The sequence below is a fragment of the Burkholderia sp. ABCPW 11 genome (genome assembly GCF_001523445.1).
Taxonomy (GTDB): Bacteria; Pseudomonadota; Gammaproteobacteria; order Burkholderiales; family Burkholderiaceae; genus Burkholderia.
The window spans coordinates 1-20,497 of sequence record NZ_LOVM01000075.1; the positions used below are offsets into that span (position 1 = coordinate 1).

Below are 20,497 nucleotides of genomic sequence, written 5' to 3' on the forward strand. Positions count from 1 at the left end.
CCGCCAACCGGCAAAGCAGCGCGCCAAACGGCGCGCCACCACTGAAGTTTGAAGCAAATCGAAGATATAAGGAGACATGCCATGCAACGAAAGATGCTCGACGCCGCCGCACGCTGTTTCGCCGGAGCCGCGCTCGCGACGGCGGCCTGCGCGGCGTCCGCCGGCACGCTGACGATCGCGACGCTGAACAACCCCGACATGATCGAGTTGAAGAAGCTGTCGCCGGCGTTCGAGAAGGCGAACCCCGACATCAAGCTGAACTGGGTGATCCTCGAGGAGAACGTGCTGCGCCAGCGCGCGACGACCGACATCACGACCGGCAGCGGCCAGTTCGACGTGATGGCGATCGGCACCTATGAAACGCCGCAGTGGGGCAAGCGCGGCTGGCTCGCGCCGATCACGGGGCTGCCCGCCGACTACGACCTGAACGACATCGTGAAGACCGCGCGCGACAGCCTGTCGTACAACGGCCAGCTCTACGCGCTGCCGTTCTACGTGGAAAGCTCGATGACGTTCTACCGCAAGGACCTGTTCGCGGCGAAGGGGCTGAAGATGCCGGACCAGCCGACCTACGACCAGATCGCCGAATTCGCGGACAAGCTCACCGACAAGTCGAAGGGCACCTACGGGATCTGCCTGCGCGGCAAGGCCGGCTGGGGCGAGAACATGGCGTACGTGTCGACGGTCGTGAACACGTTCGGCGGGCGCTGGTTCGACGAGAACTGGAACGCGCAGCTGACGTCGCCCGAATGGAAGAAGGCGATCAATTTCTACGTGAACCTGCTGAAGAAGAACGGCCCGCCGGGAGCGAGCTCGAACGGCTTCAACGAGAACCTGACGCTGACCGCGTCCGGCAAGTGCGCGATGTGGATCGACGCGACGGTCGCGGCCGGGATGCTCTACAACAAGCAGCAGTCGCAGGTGGCCGACAAGATCGGCTTCGCGGCCGCGCCGGTTGCCGTCACGCCGAAGGGCTCGCACTGGCTGTGGGCGTGGGCGCTGGCCGTGCCGAAGACGTCGAAGCAGCAGGATGCCGCGCGCAAGTTCGTCGCGTGGGCGACGTCGAAGCAGTACATCGAGATGGTCGGCAAGGACGAGGGCTGGGCCTCGGTGCCGCCGGGCACGCGCACGTCGACGTATCAGCGCGCCGAGTACAAGGCCGCCGCGCCGTTCTCGGATTTCGTGCTGAAGGCGATCGAGACGGCCGACCCGAACGATCCGTCGCTGAAGAAGGTGCCGTACACGGGCGTGCAGTACGTCGGGATTCCTGAATTCCAGTCGTTCGGCACGGTGGTCGGCCAGTCGATCGCGGGCGCGGTCGCGGGCCAGATGTCGGTCGACCAGGCGCTCGCCGCCGGGCAGGCGGCCGCCGACCGCGCGGTGCGGCAGGCCGGCTACAAGAAGTAACGCGCAAGCCGTCGCGCGGCTCGCATCGTGCGCCGTGGCGCACGGCGCGAGCCGGCGAAGCCGACAGGCGGGCAGGCCGTTCGCGCCCGCGCATCAACCGGAGGGACTCCGATCATGCGTCACCTGCGTCTTCCCCTGAGTCACGCGCCGTCGGTCGGCGACGCGTCGTCGCCGCCCGGCGCGCCGCGCCGTGCGCGCGCCGGCGCGAGCTGGCTCGTGGCGCCGTCCGTCGCGGTGCTGCTGCTGTGGATGTCGATTCCGCTCGCGATGACGATCTGGTATTCGTTCTCGCGCTACAACCTGCTGAACCCGGACGTGAAGGGCTTCGCCGGGCTCGACAACTACCGTTTCCTCGCGACCGATCCGTCGTTCCTGCCCGCGATCTGGCACACGCTCGTGCTGATCGGCGCGGTGCTCGCGATCACCGTGGTCGGCGGCGTGCTGATGGCCGTGCTGTTCGACCGCAAGTTCTACGGGCAGGGCATCGCGCGCCTGCTCGCGATCGCGCCGTTCTTCGTGATGCCGACGGTGTCCGCGCTGATCTGGAAGAACATGATCCTGCATCCGGTGTACGGGCTCGTCGCGAACGCGATGCGCGCGCTCGGGATGACGCCGATCGACTGGTTCGCCGATTACCCGTTGACCGCGGTGATCATCATCGTCGCGTGGCAGTGGCTGCCGTTCGCGTTCCTGATCCTGTTCACCGCGATCCAGTCGCTCGACCAGGAGCAGAAGGAAGCAGCGCGCATCGACGGCGCCGGCCCCGTCGCGATGTTCTTCTACATCACGCTGCCGCACCTCAAGCGCGCGATCGCCGTGGTCGTGATGATGGAGACGATCTTCCTGCTGTCGATCTTCGCGGAAATCTATACGACGACGGGCGGCGGCCCCGGCGACGCGACGACCAACCTGTCTTACCTGATCTACGCGCTCGGCCTGCAGCAGTTCGACGTCGGCCTCGCGTCCGCGGGCGGCATCATCGCCGTCGTGGTCGCGAACGTCGTGTCGTTCTTCCTCGTGCGGATGCTCGCGCGCAACCTGAAGGGAGAGTACGAGAAATGAGCGACCTGACCATCGAAGGCCGGCGCACGCCGGCCGTGTTCGACCTCGTGCGGCGCGCGCTGCCCGGCACGCTCGCATGGCTGATCGCGCTGCTGCTGTTCTTCCCGATCTTCTGGATGGCGATCACCGCGTTCAAGACCGAGCAGCAGGCGTACGCGTCGACGCTGTTGTTCATGCCGACGCTCGACAGCTTCCGCGAGGTGTTCGCGCGCAGCAACTACTTCGCGTTCGCATGGAATTCGGTGCTGATCTCGGCCGGCGTCACGGTGATCTCGCTGCTGTTCGCGGTGCCGGCCGCGTACGCGATGGCGTTCTTCCCGAACCACCGCACGCAGAAGGTGCTGCTGTGGATGCTGTCGACGAAGATGATGCCGTCGGTCGGCGTGCTGGTGCCGATCTACCTGCTGTGGAAGAACTCCGGGCTGCTCGACACGGTGTCGGGGCTCGTGATCGTCTACACGCTGATCAACCTGCCGATCGCGGTATGGATGACCTTCACGTACTTCAACGAGATCCCGAAGGACATCCTCGAGGCCGGGCGCATCGACGGCGCGTCGACGTGGCAGGAGATCGTCTACCTGCTGATGCCGATGGCGCTGCCGGGGCTCGCGTCCACTGCGCTGCTGCTCGTGATCCTGTCGTGGAACGAGGCGTTCTGGAGCATCAACCTGTCGAGCTCGAACGCCGCGCCGCTGACCGTGTTCATCGCGTCGTACTCGAGCCCCGAAGGGCTGTTCTGGGCGAAGCTGTCCGCCGCTTCGCTGCTCGCGGTCGCGCCGATCCTGATCGTCGGCTGGCTGTCGCAGAAGCAGCTCGTGCGGGGGCTCACGTTCGGAGCGGTCAAATGAGGGGGCCAAGCGCAGGGACGAACGTGCTGATCTGCGATTGCGACGGCGTGCTGATCGACAGCGAGGCCGTGGCCGCCGACGTGATCGTGCGCGAGCTCGATGCGCGCTGGCCGGGCGTCGATGCGCGGCCGGCCGTGATGCCGCTGCTCGGGCTGCGCATCGAGCGCGTGCTGGCAGGCGCGAGCGACGCGGTGGGGCGCACGCTGTCGGCCGACGACGTCGACGCGATCCGCCGCGCGGTCGAGGCGGCCGCCGTCAACGCGCCGATGGTCGACGGCATCGATGCGGCACTCGAGGCGATCGAGCTGACGACCGCCTGCGCGAGCAACAGCTATCGCGCGTACGTCGAAGCGGCGCTCGCGCGCACCGGGCTCGCGCGCTTTTTCGGCGACCGGCTGTTCTGCGCCGATTCGGTCGCGCGGCCGAAGCCGGCGCCGGACGTGTATCTGGCGGCCGCGCGCACGCTCGGCGCGGCGCCCGCGAACTGCCTCGTCGTCGAGGACAGCGTGACCGGCATCACCGCGGCGGCCGCGGCCGGCATGACCGTGCTCGGCTTCGTCGGCGGCGGGCACGCGTCGGCCGTGCAGATCGACGCGCTGCGCGGCATCGGCGCGCGCCACGTATTCGACGACATGCACGAGCTGCCCGGCTACGTCGCGCGCTGGCAGGCGACGGGCGCGGTGCTGCCGAACTAGCAACGATCACGCGCCGCCGGCCAGGCGGCGCATCACGAACGAACGGAGACAGATCATGGCAAGCGTGCTCCTGCGCAACATCGCGAAGCGCTACGACGACACCGAAGTGCTGCGCAACGTGAACCTCGACATCGCCGACGGCGAATTCGTCGTATTCGTCGGGCCGAGCGGCTGCGGCAAATCCACGCTGATGCGGATGATCGCCGGCCTCGAAGACATTTCGAGCGGCGACCTGCTGATCGACGGCGCGAAGGTCAACGACGTGCCGAGCGCGAAGCGCGGCATCGCGATGGTGTTCCAGTCGTATGCGCTGTACCCGCACATGACGCTGTACGACAACATGGCGTTCGGCCTCAAGCTCGCGGGCGCGAAGAAGCCCGAGATCGACCAGGCCGTGAAGCAGGCCGCGAAGATCCTGCACATCGATCACCTGCTCGACCGCAAGCCGAAGCAGTTGTCCGGCGGGCAGCGGCAGCGCGTCGCGATCGGCCGCGCGATCACGCGCAAGCCGAAGGTGTTCCTGTTCGACGAACCGCTGTCGAACCTCGACGCCGCGCTGCGCGTGAAGATGCGGCTGGAATTCGCGCGGCTGCATGACGAGCTGAAGACGACGATGATCTACGTGACGCACGACCAGGTCGAGGCGATGACGCTCGCCGACAAGATCGTCGTGCTGTCGGGCGGCGCGGTGCAGCAGGTCGGCACGCCGAACACGCTGTATCACGCGCCGGCGAACCAGTTCGTCGCGGGCTTCATCGGCTCGCCGAAGATGAACTTCTTGAAGGGCACGGTCGAATCGGCCGATGCGACCGGCGTGCTCGTGCGGTTCGACAGCGGCGAGACGCAGCGTGTCGCGGTCGACGCGGCCGGGCTGCAGCGCGGTGCGGCCGTGACCGTCGGCGTGCGGCCCGAGCACCTGCTGGTCGATGCGGCGGCGGCCGGCGTCGCTGCGCGGACGATGGCCGTCGAATCGCTCGGCGACGCCGCGTATCTGTATGCGGAGTCGGCCGTCGCGCCGGACGGGCTGATCGCGCGAATTCCGCCGCTCGACACGTATCGCACCGGCGAGGCGCTGCGCGTGCATGCGCTGCCCGAGCACTGCCATCTGTTCGACGAGCACGGGCAGGCGTTCCGGCGGCTGAGCGCGCACGCGAAGGCGGCTTGACCGCCGCGCGCCGGTTACAGCCGCAAATGCTCGGCCATATAGTCGACGAACGCGCGCAGCTTGGGCATCGGATGGCGGCCTGACGGCCACAGCACATAGAACGGCGTGCGGCTCGCGACGTGGTCGTCGAGCACCGCGCGCAGCCTGCCGTCGGCGAGCGTGTCGCGTACGAAGAACTCGGGCAGGCATGCGATGCCGAGCCCGCGCAGCGCGAAGCACAGGCGCGTCTCGGCGTTGTTGCTGACCATCGAGACGGGTACCTCCGGCGGCGTGCCGGTGCGCGGCGCGCGCAGCGGCCAGATCTCGAGCTTGCCGCTGCTCGGGAAGCGGTAATGCAGGCAGCGATGCTGTGCGAGATCGGCCGGCGTGCGCGGCGCGCCGTGCCGGTCGAGATAGTCGGGCGACGCGACCAGGTGCTGGCGGAAGTGGCCGAGCAGCCGCGACGACAGTCGCGAATCGGTCGGCCGGCCGGTGCGCAGGACCACGTCGAAGCCTTCGTCGATCACGTCGACGATCCGGTCGCTGAAATCGATGTCGAGCTCGATCTCCGGATACGCGGCCATGAAATCGGCGAGCACCGGCAACAGCAGCGTGCCGATCGTCGGCAGGCTCACGCGCAGCCGCCCGCGCGGCGCCTCGACGCTCTGCGTCAATTCCCGCTCGGCCGCATCGATTTCGGCGATCACGCGCCGGCACCGTTCGAGAAAGCGCGCGCCTTCGGCCGTCAGCGTGATGCTGCGCGTGCTGCGGTGAAAGAGCCGCACGTTCAGGCGCGCCTCGAGGCGCGCGATGCGCTTGCCGATCGCCGACGCCGACAATCCGAGCGCGCGGCCGGCCGCGACGAAGCTGCGCGTTTCCGCGACCTGGACGAACACGACGAAACCGCCAAGATTTTCCATGCAGGGCCTCGATTACGGACATCGATGTCCGGAGTGTCCGGAACTCTAACCCGGTTTTTCTTCCGGCGCCGGCTCCTTACGATGGGCGTTCCTTCACTATTCGAGGTCACGCCATGTCATCGCTGCCTGTCACCACGCACCGCAAAGAACCGGACGCCGCGCTGCGCGCGCGGCTCGACGCCGTGCTCGATCGCGCGCTGGCCGACGCGCGCGTGGTCGGCGCGGTCGTGCTGGTCGCGCGCGACGGCGAATTGCGTTATGCACGCGCGGCCGGGCAGGCCGACCGCGAAGCCGGCACGCCGATGCGCGAGGACACGCTGTTCCGGCTCGCGTCGGTATCCAAGCCGATCGTGACGGCCGCCGCGATGCGGCTGGTCGCGGCATCGAAGATCGGGCTCGACGAACCGGTCGCGCGCTGGCTGCCCGCGTTCACGCCGACGCTCGCGGGCGGCGCGCCTGCCGACATCACGCTGCGCCAACTGCTGTCGCACACGGCCGGGCTCGGCTATCGCTTCCTCGAAGCCGACGCCGACGGGCCGTATGCGCGCGCGGGCGTGTCCGACGGCATGGACGGCGCCGGACCGTCGCTCGCGGAGAACGTGCGGCGCATCGGCGGCGTGCCGCTGCGGTTCGCGCCCGGCACGTCGTGGCACTACTCGCTCGCGACCGACGTGGTCGGCGCGCTGATCGAGGCGGTCGACGGCCGGCCGCTCGCCGACGCCGTGGCGGCGCTCGTGACGGCACCGCTCGGGATGACCGACACGGCGTTTTTCACGCATGACGCGGCGCGCCTGGCGACGCCTTACGTCAGTACGCCCGGCGTGCCGCGCCGCATGACCGACGACGATCTCGTCCCGGTGTACGAGGGTACGGTCGGCATCCGTTTCGCACCGGCGCGCGCGTTCGATGCGGCCGCGTGGCCGTCGGGCGGCGCCGGGATGATCGGTACGGCGGCCGACTGCATGACGCTGCTCGATACGTTGCGCACCGGGCGCGACGGTTGGCTCGCGCGCCGCTGGATCGACGAGATGTCGCGCGTTCAGCCGGGCGCGCACGACCTGCCGGACGCGCCGGGGTTCGGCTTCGGACTCGGCTTTTCCGTGCTGCATGACCCGGTGGCCGCGCAATCGCCGGAATCGGTCGGCACGTGGCGCTGGGGCGGCGCCTACGGGCATGCGTGGTTCGTCGACCGGGCGGCCGGGCTGACGGTGGTGGCGCTGACCAATACGTTGTACGAAGGGATGCACGGGCGCATCGTCACCGACGTGCGCGATGCGGTGTATGGCGTCGACGACCGGAGTGCGCAATGAGCGAGTGCGTATCCGTTGCCAGCCGAGCCGTCGATCGGGCTGCCGATCTGTCCACGCCGGCCCGTGCTCACCTGCCCGTCGCGAACCTGCTTGCGCTGGCCACGGCCGGCTTCATCACGGTGCTCACCGAAGCGCTGCCGGCCGGCCTGCTGCCGCCGATGAGCGCCGACCTGCGCGTGACCGAGGCGCTGATCGGCCAACTGGTGACCGCCTACGCGCTCGGCTCGATCGTCGCGGCGATTCCGCTCGTCGCCGCGACGCGCGCGATGCGCCGGCGCCGCCTGCTGCTCGCGGCGCTGGCAGGCTTCGTCGTGTCGAACGCGCTGACGGCCGCGTCGCCGTATTACGCGCTCACGCTTGCGGCACGGTTCGTCGCGGGGATGTCGGCCGGGCTGCTGTGGGCGCTGCTGGCCGGCTATGCGAGCCGGATGGTCGACCCGTCGCTGCGCGGCCGCGCGATCGCGGTTGCGATGCTCGGCATACCGGCGGCGATGTCGATCGGCATTCCGGCCGGCACCGCGCTCGGCGCGACGTTCGGCTGGCGCATCGCGTTCGCCGGTATTTCGGCCGCGGCGCTCGCGCTGATCGGCTGGATCCGCATGCGCGTACCCGACTATCCGGGCCAGCAGGCCGGCGCGCGCGAGCCGGTGCTCGGCGTGATGACGCTGCCCGGCGTGCGCCCGGTGCTGACGGTGATGTTCGCGTACGTGCTCGCGCACAACATGCTGTACACGTACGTCGCGCCGTTCCTCGCGGGTGTGCGGATGGGTACGCAGGTCGATGTGGTGCTGTTCGTGTTCGGCGTCGCGTCGCTCGTCGGCATCGCGCTGACGGGCGCATGGATCGGCGCCGCGCAGCGACGCCTCACGCTCGCGAGCATCGCGCTGTTCGCGCTGGCGGCGGCGATGCTCGGCGCCGGTTCCGGGATGACGACCGTCTATGCGGGCGTCGTGCTGTGGGGGCTCGCGTTCGGCGGCGCGCCGACGCTGTTCCAGACGGCCACCGCGAACGCGGCGGGCGAATCGGCCGACGTCGCGCAGTCGATGCTCGTGACGGTGTGGAATCTGGCGATCGCCGGCGGCGGCATCGCGGGCGGGATGCTGCTCGGCGCGACGGGCGCCGGCGCGATTCCGTGGGTGCTCGTCGCGCTGCTGGCGCTGGCATGGGTCGGCGCGTGGCGTGCGCGCCGGCATGCGTTTCCGGCGCCGCGCGCGGCCTGAGCCGGCGCAGTGCGACGGCGGCGTCAGGCCGCCTTCGCGGCGAGCGCGGCGCGCGCGCAGGTTTCGTCCGTGACGAGCCCCGACAGCCAGCCGCCGCGCAGCGCGGCAATCACCGCGTCGTGTTTCTTCGGGCCGCCGGCGAACGCGATCGTCGGCCGCTTCGGCGGCGTGGCGAGCGCGACGCTCGTCACGCGTGCGCTCGTCGACACGGTGATCTGCGTGCCGTGCGCGTCGATCGGCACGCCGAGCAGTTCGGCCACCGCGCCGAGCGCGGTCATCTCGTCGCGCTCCTGTTCGGTGATGAAGCCGTCTTCGTAGAGCGGGCAGTGCGGACCGATGTTGCCGATCCCGACGAACGCGACGTCGGCCTCGCCCGACAGCGCCTCGACGATCCGGTACAGCCGGTGATTGCACCACTGCGCGCGCTCGGCGTCGCTGTCGGCGAACAGCGGCGCGGGCAGCAGGAAATGCTTGCTGCCGGTTTTCTCGGAGATGTACTGCGCGACGTCGTAGCGGTTCGACGAGCCGTCGGCCGCGATCGCGCCGACCATCGACACGAGCCGGTGCTGCGGGCGGTCGATCTGCGCGATCTGCGCGACCGCGGCCTTCAGCGTCCGGCCGCTGCTGACCGCGATCACCATCGGCCGCGTTTCGTTCAGGTAGCGCTCCATCACCTGAGCGCCGGCGACCGCGAGCTTGCGGTCGATCGCGTCGGGCGCATCGGCGTCGACGGGCACGACTTCGCACATCGCGAGGCCGTAGCGTTTCGACAGCTGCGCGCCGAGATCGAGACAGTCGGCGAGCCGGTGATCGACGCGCACGCGGATCAGGTTCTTCTCGACCGCGAACGCGACGAGGCGCTGCGCGACGGGGCGCGACACCTGCAGCTTTTCGGCGATTTCGTTCTGCGTGTCGCCCGCGACGTAATAGAGCCACGCGGCGCGCGTGGCGAGATCGAGTTTTTCTGAGGACTTGGACACGATAGCGATTCGGTTCGGATCTGGGGGGCCGCCCCGCGGGCCGGCCGGCGGGCCGCATGACGGCATCCACTGTACCGCATGTCGCACGCAGGGCCGGCGGGCGGCCGTGCGTGCGCGGCGCCTACGCGAGCCGTGCGCGCGACGGTTCGTACAACGGCCGCACGTGACGGTACAGCGTGCGGAACGCATCGAGGCGCTCGCGCAGCCGCGCATGGCGGGCGGCGTCCGGTGCGTATTCGGCGCGCACCGGCGGCTTGGTCAGCACCGTCTGCGGATCGCCGCCGACGGCCAGCCAGCCGAGCCGTGCCGCGCCGAGCGCCGCGCCCGTTTCGCCGCCGCCGATCTGGCGCGTGCGCACGTTCAGCGCGTCCGCGATCAGTTGCGCCCAGAACGCGCTGCGCGCGCCGCCGCCGATCAGCGACAACTGGTCGGTTTCGACGCCGGCCGCATGCAGCGCGTCGAGGCCGTCGGCGAGGCCGAGCGTCACGCCTTCGAGCACCGCATAGCCGAGGTGCGCACGCTCGGTCGCGTGCGTCATCCCGAAGAACGCGCCCTGCGCGTACGGATCGTTGTGCGGCGTGCGTTCGCCCGACAGGTAGGGCAGGAACAGCGGCGCCGCGGCGAGCGCGTCGGCGTCGAGCGCCGCGACTTCGGCGAGCAGCGCGGGCTCGTCGGTACCGGTCAGCTTGCAGACCCAGCGCAGGCAGCTCGCGGCCGACAGCACGACGCTCATCAATTGCCAGCGATCGGGAATCGCATGGCAGAACGCATGCACGGCCGAGGCGGGATTCGGCATGAAGCGGTCGCCGACCACGCTCAGCACGCCGGACGTGCCGAGCGACACGAAGCCGTCGCCCGCGTGGATCGCACCGATGCCGAGCGCGCTCGTCGCGTTGTCGCCGCCGCCGCCCGCGACCGGGACGGCTTCCGACAGCCCGAGCTCGCGTGCGACGTCCGCGCGCAGCGTGCCGGACGGCGCGTTGCCCTCGACGATGCGCGGCATCTGCTCGCGGGTCATCCCGCACGCGGCGAGCAGCGCATCGGACCAGTCGCGGCGTGCAACGTCGAGCCACAGCGTGCCGGCCGCGTCCGACGGGTCCGACACTTTCGCGCCGGTCAGCCGGAATCGCAGGTAGTCCTTCGGCATCAGCACGCATGCGGTTGCCGCGAACACGTCGGGTTCGTGCTTCGCGACCCACAGCAGTTTCGGCGCGGTGAAGCCGGGCATCGCGAGGTTGCCGGCCAGCGCATGGAGATCGGGTGCGCGCTCCGTGAGCAGCGCGCATTCGTCGGCGCTGCGCATGTCGTTCCACAGGATCGCGGGGCGCAGCACGCGATCGTCGCGGCCGAGCAGCACCGCGCCGTGCATCTGGCCCGACAGGCCGATGCCGCGCACTTGCGCAAACGCCTGGGGGTGTCGCTCGCGCAGTGTCGCGAGCGCGGCGAGCGTGCCTTGCCACCAGTCGTCCGGATGCTGTTCGGCCCAGCGCGGATGCGGTCGCGACACCGTGAACGGCGAGCCGGCGGTACCGACGACCGCGCCGTCCGGGGCGAGCAGCAGCACCTTCACTTCCGAGGTGCCGAGGTCGATGCCGAGATACATGTGCGATCCGTTCCGTCAGAGAGGAGCCGCTACTTTAGCCGTGCCGCGCGGCATGTGCCAAGCGGGTTCGCCCGGCTGCGCGGCCGGGCGCCGGCGCGCGCGTCGTCAGCGCGTGGCGAGCCATGCGTCGACGCGCGCGAGCCCGGCGCGCAACGCGTCGAGCAGCGCCGCGTTGCCGGCCAGCGACCCCCACAGCGCGCGGTCGGTGCACAGCGCGACGACCGGGTCGTCGGCGTCGACGATCGCACGCGCGGCGCTTTCGTCCATCACGCCGTCCTGGTACGCATACGGCAGCGTGCCGCGTGCCCAGCGCTCGAGAAAGCGCAGGAACAGCGCGGGCAGCATGGCGGTGGCGACCGGCGCGGCGCCGCGCGCGAACGATTCGACGAGCGTCGGCGCGATGAAGCCGGGGATCTTCGAGAAGCCGTCGGCCGCGACGCGCTGGTTCGTGTCGAGCACGTACGGGTTGCCGAAGCGCTCGAGCACGACGTCGCGGTAGCGCGCGAGGTCGAGCGGGCTCGGCGTCAGGCACGGGATCACGTCCTGCGTCACGTAGTCGTGCGCGAAGCGGCGGATCGCCGCGTCGTGCGTGCCTTCGTGGATATACGTATGGCCCGCCAGCGTGCCGGCCCATGCAATGCAGCTGTGCGTCGCGTTGAGGATGCGGATCTTCGCTTCCTCGTACGGATGCACGTCGTCGACGAGTTCCGCGCCGGCTAGCTCCCAGCGCGGCCGGCCGGCCGCGAAACGATCCTCGATCACCCACTGGATGAACGATTCGCCCATCACCGGGCACGCGTCGTCGACGCCGGTGGCCGCGCGCACGCGCTCGCGCACGTCGGCGGTCGGGCGCGGCGTGATGCGGTCGACCATCGCGCTGGGCGTCGCGACGTTCGCATCGAACCACGCGACGAGAGCCGTTTCGCCGCGCCGTTCGAGGAATTCGCGCATCCCCGCGCGAAAGCGTGCGCCGTTGTTGCGCAGGTTGTCGCAGCTTTGCAGCGTGAGCGGGCCGGCGCCGCGCCGCACGCGTTCGGCGAGCAGCGCCGCGAGCGCGCCGTACAGCGTGGTGCGCGCGCCCTGCAGGTCGGCGGCGACATCGGCGTTCGCGAGGTCGAGCCGGTCGTGTTCGTCGAGGTAGTAGCCGCCTTCGGTGACGGTGAACGACACGATCCGGCAAGCCGGATCGGCGCCGGCGTCGATCAGCGCGGCGAGATCGATCGACCACGGCAGCACGCGCGTGATCGAGCGGATCGTCTCGTAGGCGCGCTCGCCTTGCGGCGTGACGGTTTCGAGCGTGTACGCGCCATGTTGCGCGGCGAGCGCGTCCATCGTCGCGCGCATGTCGTCGCGAATGTTGCCGACGGTCAGCGACCAGCGTTCGTCGGCCGGCACGGCCGCGTTCACGCGATGCAGATACCACGCCTGGTGCGCGCGGTGAAACGAGCCCGCGCCGATGTGCAGCAGCACGGGCGTGCGGGCGGAGGGCGAGTCGCTCATGCGGTGTCTCCTGTTCCTGCCTGTCTATCCTGTCGAATACGATCATTTGCTCTTTATGTGAGCGAATGATCGTATTCGGGCGAACGAAAGTCAAGGCGGGGACACGGCATTTCGATGGTGCGCTGCGGCGCGGGTGGGGCGGGCACGCGGGCGGGCATGCGGGCAGGCGCGACGCAGCCGGCGGAAAAAGCGTCAGCGCCCTTCGCGGGTGAGCGCGACGAGTTCGTCGAGCAGCTTGCCGGCCGGCCCCGGCAGGATCCCGTGGCGGCGCCTGAATGCGGTGAGCGTGCGCACCGCGACCACTTCGCGCACCGGCAGCGTGTCGATCGTGCCGGCGCGCCGTTCGGCGCCGTACATTGGCTCGGCCATCCAGCAGAGGAATCCCGCATGCGCGACCAAGCTTTTCAGCGTCGTGACCGAGCGCGTCTCGACCGCGATGTCGGGCAGCGGGAGGCCGTGTGCGTCGAAGGTCGCACGCATATGGTCGAAGGGCGCGGTGCCGCGCGGCGGAATCGCCCAGCGCGCATGCAGCGTATCGGCGAGCGTCGGCGCGCTGCTGTGCGCGTGGGCGATCGCGCATGCGGGGTCGCGCTGGCCGCTCGTGCTGTGCAGCATCGGCGGCGCGGCGAGCGCGGTGTGGCTGATGGGCGTCGATGCGAGCCGCCATACGGGCTGGCTGATCGTCGGGCTCGGCTTGCACGGGCTGTTCGTCAATGCGGTGCAGTCGACGATGTATGCGCTGTGTGCGTACATCTACCCCACGGCCGTACGCGCGACGGGCACCGCGAGTGCGCTCGCGTTCGGCCGGCTCGGCGCGATCCTCAGCGCATTCGCGGGCGCGATCGTGATCACGGCGGGCGGCGCGGGTGCCTACCTGACGATGCTGGCCGTTGCGATGGGCGTGGTCTGCGTCGCGCTGCTCGCGGTGCGGCGGCACATTCCGCGGCTGTCGCGCGCGCATGCGCCGCCGCGCGAAGGGGAGGAGCTCGCTCGGACGTCGTCGTGACGGCGCCCGAGCGACGTGCGTTACAGCGTGGTGCGCACGTGCCAGAGTTCTGGGAACAGCACGACGTCGAGCATCTTGCGCAGGTACGGCGCGCCGCTCGTGCCGCCGGTGCCCTGCTTGAAGCCGATGATGCGTTCCACCGTCGTCACGTGACGGAAGCGCCACTGGCGGAACGCATCCTCGAGATCGACCAGTTCCTCGGCCATCTCGTACAGCTCCCAGTGCTGCTGCGGATGACGATAGACCTCGAGCCACGCGGCTTCGACCGTTTCGTCGTGACGCGTCGGCTGCGTCCAGTCGCGATCGAGCCGCTCGGGCGCGATGGGGAACCCGCGCCGCGCGAGCAGGCGCACGACCTCGTCGTAGAACGACGGCGCCTCGAGCGTCGCGCGCACCTGTTCGAGGATGTCGGGCCGGTGCGCATGCGGCTGCAGCATCCGCGCGTTCTTGTTGCCGAGCAGGAATTCGAGCTGGCGATACTGATACGACTGGAAGCCCGACGACTGGCCGAGATATGGCCGCATCGCCGAATACTCGGACGGCGTCATCGTCGACAGCACGTTCCACGCCTGCACCAGTTGCTCGAGGATGCGCGACACGCGCGCGAGCATCTTGAACGCGGGCGGCAGCGCGTCGGCGCGCACCGCATCGAGCGCGCCGCGCAGCTCGAACAGCGCGAGCTTCATCCACAGCTCGCTCGTCTGATGCTGGATGATGAACAGCATCTCGTTGTGATCGGGCGACAGCGGATGCTGCGCGTCGAGGATCGCATTCAGCGACAGGTAGTCGCCGTAGCTCATCGACTTCGAGAAATCGAGCTGCGCGTCGTGCCAGCCGCCTTCAGCGGCATCGCCCGGCACGTGCGGCGCTTCGTGCGCGGCTTGCGCCGGCTGGGCCGCACGTGCGCCCGAGAACGGACAGCCTGCCGGCGCGTCGCCGCCGGGGGGCTGCATATGACCAGAATTCACGACTTTCTCCAGATTTGAATGACGAACGCGCGGCGCATGCACCTGCGGTGCGCCGCGCAAAACCGCTCAGGTCACCGCGCCGCGTTCGGCGAACTCGGGCGCCTTCCACGCGTCGGTGGCGAGGATGTCGCGCAGCGTCTCGACCGCATCCCATACGTCGGCGAAGCGCGTATAGAGCGGCGTGAAGCCGAAGCGCAGCACGTACGGCTCGCGGTAGTCGCCGATCACGCCGCGCGCGATCAGCGCCTGCATCACTTCGTAGCCGTGCGGATGCTCGAAGCTCGCCTGCGAGCCGCGCTGGTGATGCGCGCGCGGCGTGACGAGCTTCAGCGACAGGCCCGCGCAGCGTTCCTCGACGAGCGCGATGAACGCGTCGGTCAGCGCGAGCGACTTGCGGCGGATCGTCTGCATGTCGGTCTGCAGGAAGACGTCGAGCCCGCATTCGACCATCGACATCGACACGATCGGCTGCGTGCCGCACAGGAAGCGCGCAATGCCCGGATCGGGCGCGAAGCCCGGCTGCATCGCGAACGGTGCACGGTGGCCCCACCAGCCCGACAGCGGCTGCGAGAAATGCGCGAGATGGCGTTGCGGCACCCACACGAACGCGGGCGAGCCGGGGCCGCCGTTCAGGTACTTGTACGTGCAGCCGACCGCGCCGTCCGCGCGTGCGCCGTTCAGGTCGACCGGCACCGCGCCGGCCGAGTGCGCGAGATCCCACAGCATCAGCGCGCCCGCGTCGTGCACGAGCTGCGTGACGGCCGGCATGTCGTGCATGTAGCCGGTGCGGTAGTTCACGTGCGTGATCATCGCGACGGCCGTGTCCGCGCCGAGCGCGTCGGGCAGGTCGGCCGGATCGTCGATCAGGCGCAGCTCGTAGTGGCCGCCGAGCTGCTCGATCAGCCCTTGCGCGATGTACAGGTCGGTCGGGAAGTTCGAGCGTTCCGACACGATCACGCGGCGCTCGGGCGCACGCTCGGCCTGGTGGCGCAGCATCGCCGACAGCAGCTTGAACAGGTTGATCGAGATGGTGTCGGTGACGACCGTCTCGCCGGGCGCGCCGCCGATCAGCGTCGCGAGCTTGTCGCCGAGGCGGCGCGGCAGCGCGAACCAGCCGGCCGTGTTCCAGCTGCGGATCAGGCCTTCGCCCCATTCGGCGCCGATCGCCTGCTGCGCGCGGGCAGCCGACGCGCGCGGCTGCGCGCCGAGCGAGTTGCCGTCGAGGTAGATCACGCCGTCGGGCAGCGAGAACTGGTCGCGCAGCGGGGCGAGCGGGTCGTCGCGGTCGAGCGCGAGCGCGTCTTCACGGGTCTTGATCATCATGATGGGGGTCGTAGGTCGGGTAATCAGGAAGCTTGCGAGGAAGCCCGCGCGGGCAGTGCGCGCAGCACCGCGCGCACGGGGCTCGCGTCGAGCGTCGCGAATTTCAGCGGCAGCGCGATCAGTTCGTAGTCGCCGGCCGGCACGTCGTCGAGCACGATTCCTTCGAGGATCGCCATCCGGTGCGCGCGCACGCGGCGATGCGCATCCATGGTCTTCGATTCCTGCGGATCGAGCGACGGTGTATCGATGCCGATCAGCTTCACGCCGTGCGCGGCGAGCAGGTCGACGGTGTCGGGCGCGACCGCGCAGAAATCGCTGTCCCACTGCTCGACGCTGGCGTGCTCGTACGTGCGCAGCAGCACGCGCGGCGGCACGCCGTCGAGCGCGGCCGCGACGTCGGCCGGCTGTACGACCGGCGATGCGCCGATGCAATGGATCACGCGGCACGGGCCGAGATAGGTGTCGAGCGGCACCGCGCCGATCGGCGCGCCGTCGGCGTCGTAGTGCAGCGGCGCGTCGCAGTGCGCGCCCGTGTGCGGCGACAGCGTCAGGCGTGCGACGTTGACCGGCGAACCGGCCTCCATCCGCCACACGCGTTCGACGGAAACCGGCGTATCGCCCGGCCACACGGGGGTGGCGGGGCTGACGGGCGGCGAGATGTCCCAGAGTGTGTCCATGGCATGACGAATCGTGAGTCGATTCTTCGAATGATAGGTGGACGCTCGCAGAAAGTGCTTGCGAAATAAACATGGACAATCCGCCGGATTGGCAGATAATTCGACTCAGAGGGAAAACGGGGACCAAAAATGCACGCGATCACGCTCGATGCCACCGACTGCCGGATTCTGGCGGTACTGCAGGAGGAGGGCAGAATCAGCAATCTCGACCTGGCCGAACGCATCTCGCTTTCGCCATCCGCCTGCCTGCGCCGCATGCGCCTGCTCGAGGAGCAGGGCGTGATCGAGCACTATCGCGCGTGCCTGAGCCGCGAGAAGCTCGGCTTCGAGCTCGAGGCGTTCGTGCAGGTGTCGATGCGCAACGAAGAGAATCAATGGCACGAGCGCTTCGCGGAAGCGCTGCGCGAATGGCCGGAGGTGGTCGGCGCGTTCGTCGTGACGGGCGAGAGCCACTATCTGCTGCGCGTGCTCGCGCACAACCTCAAGCACTATTCGGATTTCGTGCTGAACCGCCTCTACAAGGCGCCGGGCGTGATGGACATCCGTTCGAACATCGTGCTGCAGACGCTGAAGGACGAAGCCGGCGCGCCGGTCGGCCTGGCGCGCACGGGGGCGATCAAAGCGGTGTGAGGCCGTGGAAGCCGCCGCCGTGGAACACGAGCGGCGGTGCCGTTTCCGATACCGCGCGCACGCCGCAGCGTTCCACTTCGCCGACGAAGATCACGTGGTCGCCTTCGTCGTAGCGGCTGCGGTTGTGGCATTCGAACCACGCGAGCGCGCCGTCGAGCACGGGCATTCCCGAGTTGCCGGCCGCATGCGCGATCCCTTCGAAGCGGTCGCCCTTGTAGGTCGAGAAGCGTTTGCACAGGTCGAGCTGCGACGCCGCGAGCACGTTCACCACGTAATGGCTGTTGCCGCGGAACACGGGCGTCGACGCCGATTTGTGCGCGAGGCTCCACAGCACGAGCGGCGGGTCGAGCGACACCGAATTGAACGAACTGGCGGTGATGCCGATCAGCTGGCCGGACGGTGCCTGCGTCGTGATCACCGTCACGCCCGTCGCGAACTGGCCGAGCGCCTGCCGGAAGGCGGCCGAGTCGAAATCCGGCGGATTGGCGTGGCTCATCGGGCAGCCATCCGGAACGGAACGGGCGGGCGCGACACGCCACGGGTGTGACGGGCGCGGCGGACGAAAGGCGACGAGGCGGTCGATGAAGAAGGGGTACGCATGGCCCGATTTTAGCGGAATCGGGGCCGCCGGGCCTGCTCCGGCGGCGCAGCGCGACGGCAGGGTGACGTAGCGAACACTGCGGCGCGCGGCCGGCGGCGCCGTTCTGTCGCGTTTTTCGACGGTGCGGCCGTTCATGCCGACGCCCGCCGTGCTGTCCCGCCCGGCATCGCCGCCCGTGCTATCGCGCCGTCGCCAGCCCGAGCGACAACGCGCCCGTCACGATCAGGCTCGACGCCCATACCGCATCCAGATTGAACCAGCTCCGCGACACGAACTTCAGCCCGAGATAGCGGTACACGAGCCACGCGAGCCCGCCGCCGGCGGCGATCATCGCGGCCGCGTGCACGGCCGCGACGACGAGCGCCATGCCGAGGTGCGCATCGACGAGCCTCGCGGCCGCGCGATGGCCCGCATCCCGGTCGAGCCCGCAGAGGCCGAGGTAGATCGGCACGAGCATCAGCCCCGCGCCGTGCGCGAGCGCGACCGCGAACGACCACAGGCCGAGCCGCGCCGGCGGAATCCGCGCCAGCGCCCGCGGATGCCGGCGCCGGATCAGCAGCCCTGCGCCGAAGCCGATCACGAGTGCGCTCGCACCGATCCGGATCGCCGACTGCCATGCGAGCAGCGCTGCAAGCAGCCCGAACGGCAGCATCACCGCGAAGACGGCGAGCGCATGACCGAGCGCGAGATAGCCGAGCGCGGCGACGAGCGCGGCGCCGCGGCGCGTCATCAGCGCGTTCGACACCGCGAGCGGCCAGCCCATCGCCGGGTTCAGCCCGTGATACACGCCGCTCGCGAGCACGGCCGCCCACCACGCGAACGGCACGTGAAGGCCGGTGCTCAACGCTTGACCGACGGATAGCAGAACGAATCGGTCGAACAGTCGCCGCCTTCGAGCCGGATCTGGTGCGCGCGGTAACCGTCGGGGAATTCGACCCAGTAGTCGTCGGCGAGCGTCAGCCCGCCGTCCGGCCCCGCGTGCGCGAGCACCTGCGCGGCCGGCACGCCGTCCGGATAGAACTGATCGTCCCACGTCGAATAGAGCGAATTGGTCCAGTACACGCGCCGGCCGTCGCGGCTGATCTCGACCATCTGCGGGCCGCCCGCGAACGTGCGGCCGTTCGGGTGCGGCGCACGGCGCGCGATGCCGCCGATGCGTACCGACCCGGCCAGCACCGGGTTGTGCGGATCCGACACGTCGTACTGGCGCATTTCGCCGGTGCCCCAGCACGACACGTACAGGAACCGGTCGTCGAGCGACAGGTCGATGTCGGTCACGAGCGGCGGCACCGCGCCGAACCCTTGCAGCAGCGGCGGCAACGCGTCGGCCGCGGCCGGCTCGGCCGGGATCGTCGCGGTCTTCTTCGCATGGAACTTGCCGCCTTCGCGCCACCAGGTCCAGATCGAACCTTCGAGGTTGGTCGTATCGACCACGACGCCGACGAATCCGTATTCGCGCACCGGGTCGTGCGCGGGCCGCACCTCCAGCGCCATCTGGTGCTGCGCGCCGAGATCGATCGTCTGCACGTTGCGTCGCGCGCGCAGGTCCCAGAAATGCAGCCGGTGCCCGTACTTGTTCGCGAGCAGATCCTCGGGAACGATCCCGTTCTCGAATTGCGGCGGCAGCGCCCATTCGCTCGACACCATGTAGTTGCGCGGCAGGTTCCACCAGAAGTCGTAGTGCTTGTCCTGCGGGCCGCGGTCGATCTCCCAGCGGCCGAGCACGTCGAAGGTTTCGCAATCCATGATGAAGATGCCGGGCGCGCCGTCGGTGCCGTCCTTGCCTGCGCCGCCGAGCGTGCTCACGTAGATGCCCTCGGGGCCGCAGTGCACGGTGTGCGGCCGCGAATAGCCGGTCTTCGCGAACACTTCCTCGGGCTCGATGATCTTGTGGATCCGTGCCTGTGTCGGATGCGGCTTCGTGTCGATCACGTAGATGCGCGACGAGCGCAGGCCGGGGATGATCAGGAAGCGGCGCTCGAGGAACGCATGGCCGGTGAGCGGCGACAGCGACGACGAACACGCATTCCAGCCGAAGTGGTGAAACTCGTCGCCGGTGTTCGGCATCGTCACCGTATGCACGATCTTGCCGTACGTCGACGAACCGGGCTTCACGTCGATCACGGCGAGCGCGTCGGGTCTGGAAAAATCGGGGCTCAGCAACAACGTATACGCGAATGCTTCGGCCGGCGCCTGCATCGCGAGCTCGGGCGAAGCGTGAAACGTCGGATCGGGCCGCATGCTCATGGTGATGTCCTCTCGATGGTGTCGGATCGCTGACGCACGGCCTTTCTTGGCGGGCGTGCAGGCTGCGGTTGCCGCGCGGCGCGCATCATGCGGGCGAAGCGCTCGGCAGGAGCAGGCACGCGAGGGCGACGCGCGCGATGCCGTGCATCAGGTCGTGAAAGCGGGAAAAGGCGAAGGGTTGCAGCGCGGCGCCCACCGCGAAACGGGCAGGCGCCATCGCGATGGTGCGATCGACGTATCGGCGATCGGGCCTGCGAAGCAGGCGATGTCTGTTAAGGCGTACATATCGATGTTCCGGCAGATGTCGTTGGCATCGGGGGCGGGCATGCATCGGACGCTGTGCGGGCGACGGGTTG

Annotated in this window: 19 protein-coding genes and 2 pseudogenes; 9 read left to right on the forward strand and 12 right to left on the reverse strand. The window is 69.5% G+C overall.

Annotation, left to right across the window (positions count from 1 at the left end; translation table 11 throughout):
* Positions 1–81 precede the first annotated feature (81 nt).
* The 5 genes from WS61_RS25505 (at position 82) to WS61_RS25525 (ending at position 5,177) form a co-directional block, all read left to right on the forward strand.
* On the forward strand, positions 82–1,407 hold the full coding sequence (locus tag WS61_RS25505) for a sugar ABC transporter substrate-binding protein (RefSeq protein WP_059504614.1): 1,326 nt from the start codon (positions 82–84) through the stop codon (positions 1,405–1,407).
* Positions 1,408–1,521: 114 nt separating this feature from the next.
* The gene (locus WS61_RS25510; RefSeq protein WP_059504615.1) at positions 1,522–2,469 is read left to right on the forward strand and encodes a carbohydrate ABC transporter permease; all 948 of its coding nucleotides are present in this window, start codon (positions 1,522–1,524) and stop codon (positions 2,467–2,469) included.
* On the forward strand, positions 2,466–3,317 hold the full coding sequence (locus WS61_RS25515) for a carbohydrate ABC transporter permease (RefSeq protein ID WP_059504617.1): 852 nt from the start codon (positions 2,466–2,468) through the stop codon (positions 3,315–3,317). Before WS61_RS25510 ends, WS61_RS25515 begins: the two co-directional genes overlap by 4 nt.
* Positions 3,314–4,012, forward strand: coding sequence for an HAD family phosphatase (locus tag WS61_RS25520; RefSeq protein ID WP_059504618.1), 699 nt, complete (start codon positions 3,314–3,316; stop codon positions 4,010–4,012). Before WS61_RS25515 ends, WS61_RS25520 begins: the two co-directional genes overlap by 4 nt.
* A gap of 55 nt (positions 4,013–4,067) precedes the next feature.
* On the forward strand, positions 4,068–5,177 hold the full coding sequence (locus tag WS61_RS25525) for an ABC transporter ATP-binding protein (protein ID WP_034208252.1): 1,110 nt from the start codon (positions 4,068–4,070) through the stop codon (positions 5,175–5,177).
* Positions 5,178–5,191: 14 nt separating this feature from the next.
* On the opposite strand, the gene WS61_RS25530 is transcribed toward WS61_RS25525, so the two are convergent.
* The gene (locus tag WS61_RS25530; protein ID WP_059504621.1) at positions 5,192–6,076 is read right to left on the reverse strand and encodes a LysR family transcriptional regulator; all 885 of its coding nucleotides are present in this window, start codon (positions 6,074–6,076) and stop codon (positions 5,192–5,194) included.
* A 113-nt stretch (positions 6,077–6,189) separates the two neighbouring features.
* Between WS61_RS25530 and WS61_RS25535 the strand changes: the two genes are divergently transcribed.
* Both WS61_RS25535 and WS61_RS25540 read left to right on the forward strand, forming a co-directional pair.
* Entirely contained in the window at positions 6,190–7,386 is a 1,197-nt protein-coding gene (locus WS61_RS25535) for a serine hydrolase (RefSeq protein WP_059504623.1), read from the forward strand.
* Positions 7,383–8,606: an MFS transporter gene (locus WS61_RS25540; RefSeq protein ID WP_059504624.1), complete on the forward strand. Its 1,224-nt coding sequence runs from the start codon at positions 7,383–7,385 to the stop codon at positions 8,604–8,606. The genes WS61_RS25535 and WS61_RS25540 overlap by 4 nt, the downstream gene beginning before the upstream one ends.
* Positions 8,607–8,629: 23 nt before the next feature.
* On the opposite strand, the gene WS61_RS25545 is transcribed toward WS61_RS25540, so the two are convergent.
* The 4 genes and pseudogenes from WS61_RS25545 to WS61_RS25560 all read right to left on the reverse strand — a co-directional run.
* The gene (locus tag WS61_RS25545) at positions 8,630–9,586 is read right to left on the reverse strand and encodes a sugar-binding transcriptional regulator (protein WP_059504626.1); all 957 of its coding nucleotides are present in this window, start codon (positions 9,584–9,586) and stop codon (positions 8,630–8,632) included.
* A 121-nt stretch (positions 9,587–9,707) separates the two neighbouring features.
* Entirely contained in the window at positions 9,708–11,189 is a 1,482-nt protein-coding gene (gene xylB, locus WS61_RS25550) for a xylulokinase (RefSeq protein ID WP_059504628.1), read from the reverse strand.
* 105 nt (positions 11,190–11,294) lie between these two features.
* Entirely contained in the window at positions 11,295–12,689 is a 1,395-nt protein-coding gene (gene dalD, locus WS61_RS25555; protein WP_059504630.1) for a D-arabinitol 4-dehydrogenase, read from the reverse strand.
* Positions 12,690–12,881: 192 nt separating this feature from the next.
* Positions 12,882–13,238: pseudogene (locus tag WS61_RS25560) on the reverse strand (LysR substrate-binding domain-containing protein); the annotation flags it as partial.
* Between WS61_RS25560 and WS61_RS25565 the strand changes: the two are divergent.
* Positions 13,234–13,695, forward strand: a pseudogene (locus tag WS61_RS25565) (MFS transporter); the annotation flags it as partial. The pseudogenes WS61_RS25560 and WS61_RS25565 sit on opposite strands and share 5 nt — an antisense overlap.
* 20 nt (positions 13,696–13,715) lie before the next feature.
* Here the strand turns inward: WS61_RS25565 and kynA are convergent.
* The 3 genes from kynA to kynB form a co-directional block, all read right to left on the reverse strand.
* Positions 13,716–14,648 (reverse strand): tryptophan 2,3-dioxygenase, encoded by a 933-nt coding sequence (gene kynA, locus WS61_RS25570; protein ID WP_059504632.1) that lies wholly within the window; start codon positions 14,646–14,648, stop codon positions 13,716–13,718.
* Between the two features lie 81 nt (positions 14,649–14,729).
* Positions 14,730–15,983 carry a kynureninase gene (gene kynU, locus WS61_RS25575; RefSeq protein WP_373557137.1) on the reverse strand — a complete coding sequence of 418 codons (1,254 nt, stop codon included), beginning with the start codon at positions 15,981–15,983 and terminating at the stop codon, positions 14,730–14,732.
* Positions 15,984–16,009: 26 nt separating this feature from the next.
* Positions 16,010–16,663, reverse strand: coding sequence for an arylformamidase (gene kynB, locus WS61_RS25580; RefSeq protein ID WP_059504635.1), 654 nt, complete (start codon positions 16,661–16,663; stop codon positions 16,010–16,012).
* A 129-nt stretch (positions 16,664–16,792) separates the two neighbouring features.
* Between kynB and WS61_RS25585 the strand changes: the two genes are divergently transcribed.
* A complete protein-coding gene (locus WS61_RS25585) occupies positions 16,793–17,293 on the forward strand; it encodes an Lrp/AsnC family transcriptional regulator (RefSeq protein ID WP_006477992.1) in 501 nt (166 codons plus the stop codon).
* On the opposite strand, the gene WS61_RS25590 is transcribed toward WS61_RS25585, so the two are convergent.
* From WS61_RS25590 to WS61_RS35835, 4 genes are all read right to left on the reverse strand, one after another.
* On the reverse strand, positions 17,280–17,789 hold the full coding sequence (locus WS61_RS25590; RefSeq protein ID WP_034208238.1) for a flavin reductase family protein: 510 nt from the start codon (positions 17,787–17,789) through the stop codon (positions 17,280–17,282). The two genes, WS61_RS25585 and WS61_RS25590, sit on opposite strands and share 14 nt — an antisense overlap.
* A gap of 283 nt (positions 17,790–18,072) precedes the next feature.
* Positions 18,073–18,738, reverse strand: coding sequence for a hypothetical protein (locus tag WS61_RS25595; protein ID WP_059504638.1), 666 nt, complete (start codon positions 18,736–18,738; stop codon positions 18,073–18,075).
* Complete coding sequence (locus WS61_RS25600) at positions 18,735–20,141, reverse strand: selenium-binding protein SBP56-related protein (RefSeq protein WP_059504639.1); 1,407 nt, start codon at positions 20,139–20,141, stop codon at positions 18,735–18,737. The genes WS61_RS25595 and WS61_RS25600 overlap by 4 nt, the downstream gene beginning before the upstream one ends.
* Before the next feature lie 85 nt (positions 20,142–20,226).
* Positions 20,227–20,358, reverse strand: a complete 132-nt coding sequence (locus tag WS61_RS35835) for a hypothetical protein (protein WP_257127360.1) — start codon at positions 20,356–20,358, stop codon at positions 20,227–20,229.
* Positions 20,359–20,497: the final 139 nt, after the last annotated feature.

What these genes read in the sequence shown, in the direction of transcription:
- WS61_RS25505 (WP_059504614.1), top strand. Translation starts at nt 82, where the DNA reads ATGCAACGAAAGATGCTCGACGCCGCCGCACGCTGTTTCGCCGGAGCC.
- WS61_RS25510 (WP_059504615.1), top strand. Translation starts at nt 1,522, where the DNA reads ATGCGTCACCTGCGTCTTCCCCTGAGTCACGCGCCGTCGGTCGGCGAC.
- WS61_RS25515 (WP_059504617.1), top strand. Translation starts at nt 2,466, where the DNA reads ATGAGCGACCTGACCATCGAAGGCCGGCGCACGCCGGCCGTGTTCGAC.
- WS61_RS25520 (WP_059504618.1), top strand. Translation starts at nt 3,314, where the DNA reads ATGAGGGGGCCAAGCGCAGGGACGAACGTGCTGATCTGCGATTGCGAC.
- WS61_RS25525 (WP_034208252.1), top strand. Translation starts at nt 4,068, where the DNA reads ATGGCAAGCGTGCTCCTGCGCAACATCGCGAAGCGCTACGACGACACC.
- WS61_RS25530 (WP_059504621.1), bottom strand. Translation starts at nt 6,076, where the DNA reads ATGGAAAATCTTGGCGGTTTCGTCGTGTTCGTCCAGGTCGCGGAAACG.
- WS61_RS25535 (WP_059504623.1), top strand. Translation starts at nt 6,190, where the DNA reads ATGTCATCGCTGCCTGTCACCACGCACCGCAAAGAACCGGACGCCGCG.
- WS61_RS25540 (WP_059504624.1), top strand. Translation starts at nt 7,383, where the DNA reads ATGAGCGAGTGCGTATCCGTTGCCAGCCGAGCCGTCGATCGGGCTGCC.
- xylB (WP_059504628.1), bottom strand. Translation starts at nt 11,189, where the DNA reads ATGTATCTCGGCATCGACCTCGGCACCTCGGAAGTGAAGGTGCTGCTG.
- dalD (WP_059504630.1), bottom strand. Translation starts at nt 12,689, where the DNA reads ATGAGCGACTCGCCCTCCGCCCGCACGCCCGTGCTGCTGCACATCGGC.
- kynA (WP_059504632.1), bottom strand. Translation starts at nt 14,648, where the DNA reads ATGCAGCCCCCCGGCGGCGACGCGCCGGCAGGCTGTCCGTTCTCGGGC.
- kynU (WP_373557137.1), bottom strand. Translation starts at nt 15,983, where the DNA reads ATGATCAAGACCCGTGAAGACGCGCTCGCGCTCGACCGCGACGACCCG.
- kynB (WP_059504635.1), bottom strand. Translation starts at nt 16,663, where the DNA reads ATGGACACACTCTGGGACATCTCGCCGCCCGTCAGCCCCGCCACCCCC.
- WS61_RS25585 (WP_006477992.1), top strand. Translation starts at nt 16,793, where the DNA reads ATGCACGCGATCACGCTCGATGCCACCGACTGCCGGATTCTGGCGGTA.
- WS61_RS25590 (WP_034208238.1), bottom strand. Translation starts at nt 17,789, where the DNA reads ATGAGCCACGCCAATCCGCCGGATTTCGACTCGGCCGCCTTCCGGCAG.
- WS61_RS25600 (WP_059504639.1), bottom strand. Translation starts at nt 20,141, where the DNA reads ATGAGCATGCGGCCCGATCCGACGTTTCACGCTTCGCCCGAGCTCGCG.
- WS61_RS35835 (WP_257127360.1), bottom strand. Translation starts at nt 20,358, where the DNA reads ATGGCGCCTGCCCGTTTCGCGGTGGGCGCCGCGCTGCAACCCTTCGCC.